This is a genomic window from Candidatus Edwardsbacteria bacterium, from assembly GCA_018821925.1.
In the GTDB taxonomy this organism is placed as follows: Bacteria; Edwardsbacteria; AC1; order AC1; family EtOH8; genus UBA2226.
The window spans coordinates 1-2,750 of record JAHJLF010000023.1; the positions used below are offsets into that span (position 1 = coordinate 1).

General features: G+C 50.5%; 4 protein-coding genes. All 4 read right to left on the reverse strand.

Going from position 1 to position 2,750, the window contains the following annotated elements:
- Positions 1-7: 7 nt before the first annotated feature.
- The gene (locus tag KJ869_02335; GenBank protein MBU1576025.1) at positions 8-670 is read right to left on the reverse strand and encodes an outer membrane beta-barrel protein; all 663 of its coding nucleotides are present in this window, start codon (positions 668-670) and stop codon (positions 8-10) included.
- 21 nt (positions 671-691) lie between these two features.
- Positions 692-892, reverse strand: coding sequence for a 4Fe-4S binding protein (locus KJ869_02340; GenBank protein MBU1576026.1), 201 nt, complete (start codon positions 890-892; stop codon positions 692-694).
- 20 nt (positions 893-912) lie between these two features.
- A complete protein-coding gene (locus tag KJ869_02345) occupies positions 913-1,143 on the reverse strand; it encodes a hypothetical protein (protein MBU1576027.1) in 231 nt (76 codons plus the stop codon).
- A 246-nt stretch (positions 1,144-1,389) separates the two neighbouring features.
- On the reverse strand, positions 1,390-2,385 hold the full coding sequence (locus KJ869_02350; protein MBU1576028.1) for an HD domain-containing protein: 996 nt from the start codon (positions 2,383-2,385) through the stop codon (positions 1,390-1,392).
- Positions 2,386-2,750 lie beyond the last annotated feature (365 nt).

The following is a 2,750-nucleotide window of genomic DNA, read 5'->3' on the forward strand; positions in this document are numbered from 1 at the left end:
ATGAGCTTTAAAATCCTTTTAATTCTATAGCTGCGCCAATACCGATGCCGGACATATCCAGCTCCCGCTCCCAGCCGCCGTCTTCTTCGCGGGCTACTGTGGTGCCGTTATAAGAGGCTTCCAGCAGCAGGGCGCTGCGCATTCCCAGCCCGATCCTGGCCCCGCCCCTGACCCGCCAGCCGAAACCGGTGTAAAAACCGTCATCCGGGCCCTGGGTGATCCTATCGGCGGCGATGGTGGTATCTTTGTAATCGTATGACACTTTAGCCAATCCCCATCCCAGGTCGCCCCCCACAAAGGGTTTTATAGCCCCGCCTGCGGGGATGGTGATATTCAGGCTAGCCCATAGGGGCAGGTAGGTAACTTTGTGTTCGTAAAGCACCTTGACCATAGTAGTGGTGGTTATCCCGGTGGTGCTGGAGGTGTCAGCTTCCTGCTTCTCCTCGAAGCTTTTGCCGAAGTATTCCAGCCCCAACGACAGGTTGACCATATCATCCACCGCATTGCCGACCCCCAGGCCCAGCAGCAGCCCGCCGTTGCCCTTCACCCCGGAGGGGTTATAATACCCGCCCTTCAGCATTAGGACACTGTTGGCAAAAGGCAGTATCCCGGCATGGGCTGTAGTCGCCAGGCAGATGGCGGCCAGCACAGCTATTGATATCTTTTTCATTTTTATAAACACCTATTGTTATTAATAATCCTGTTCGGCAAGCACAATACAGGAAACCGGGCAGGCATCTACGCAGGCCCCGCATTCGTTGCAGGCATCGGCTTTGACCACTACCGCCTTGTCCGACGGCATGTCCAGCACACTGGGGGGACAGGCCGAAACACAGGCCCCGCATCCGATGCAGGCATCAATGTCTATCTTGGGATATGTTTTCTTGGGCATTTTTAACTCCTTCTTTGCAGTTATTTATTATTTTCCATTTTTGCGATATCCCTGAGCACCAGATTTTTCTGCTGGGTCAGAATCTTTTCATGCCTCAATTCCTCGGAAACCAGCTGTCTGAAAAGGCTCTTGACGTCGTTTTCATACGAGTAGGTGGCTTCCCGGGCATACCTCTCTTGGGCCATCCTCTCGTACTTGATGGCCATATCCAGGGCCTTAACTAATTTTTTTGCCAACTTGAGATCTTCCATTGATCTCTCCTTAATTGTTTGAGACTTCTGCAAAAGTGTTTTTTACTCCGCCTAGGCGGACAGGCACGAAAACACTGAATTTTCGGAATAATAATCGCAGAAAAGATCGGAGGTAAGGCCTTTTTTTGGTATTTTCAGTAGTTCCGTGCTTCAGTGGTTGGTTTTGCTAAGGTCTCGTTTATTGATAATTTTAATAATTTGCTACAATAGATATTATCATAAGAATCAGATTTTGGCAAGGGGCATTTAAAAAAGCTTGAGATTATTTGGTTCCTCTCCCTCCCCGGCCAGATAGATGAACCGGTCTATCAGATTGACATATTCGCTCCAACGCTTGTTGTCGCCCCCCTCCTGCCGGATTATCCTTTCAAAGGCGGCGGCATGGGCGTCCATGAAATCACAATGATGCACCACCAGCGCCTCCAGGGTGGCCGGGACCACCGGGGAGCCCTTCTGCTTCTCCCCGTGGTGGGAGAGCACGATATGCCTCAGGCGTTTGGCCGTCTCCTCGGGAAAATCCTTTATTTTGGCCATCCTCTCCACCAGCATCTGATCGCCCAGCACCAGATGTCCCATCAGGCGTCCGTCGTCGGAGTAATTCACAAAGGTGCTTACGGCGAATTCCCGGATCTTGCCCACATCGTGCAGCAGGCATCCGGTTATCAGTACATCGGGGTCCAACAGCTGGTAATTTTTCAGGGCCGCCCTGGCCAGCCGGCAGACCGAGGCCGTGTGCTCGGCCAAGCCCCCGATCCAACCGTGATGCCACAGCTTGGCCGCCGGGGCATCCAAAAACTCCCTCATGAAGTCCTGATCATCAAAGAACAGCTTCAATAGCTTTGCCAAATAGGGATTCTTGACCCCGGCCATCTCCGACCTTATGGATGCTTCCAGCTCGCTGCGGGAGATAACGGATGACGCCAGAAAATCAGCTAACTGATACTCATTTTTTTCGCATTTGCGAATATTGTCTATCCGGAGCTGAGCATTGTCCTTGTATTTACCGACCACCGCCTTGACCTGGACCACATCGCCGGGGGATATCTGCTTGTAGGCCGTATCGGCCTCATTCCACATAATGGCATCAATCCGGCCTGTGGCATCGCCCACCTCCAGGGAAAGAAAAGATTTCCCATCGGACTCCTTGGTCTTGATCTCCACCTTTCGCAGGGCATAATTTTCTATCAGATCCTTGCCCTGCATCTCGGCAGCTTTAAGCTGGGCGATTGTGATCCGGCTCATGCTATTCTCCACCTGTTTGGTCTATTTTATCCATAAAATCGCGCATTGTCAATAAAATAAATAGCCCGCAATAAACAGCCAAGCCAGGCGGCTAATAATAAAGGCCGGTTAATTAACCGGCCTTTTGTTCAATTTGGCTATAACCTATCCGACCCAGGTAATAACCTTTATAACTTGGGTTATAACCCTTGTATACAAGATTATAATCATTGCAACCTGGGTTACAGCCCTTGTAACTTAGGACAGAACCTTCCTAACCCTGGTTAGTTGCCTTACAACCCAGGTTCTAACCCCTGTAACCTGGGTTAGAACCATTATAACCAAGGTTAAGACCTCTGTAACCTCATATTTAAGCGTTATTTACA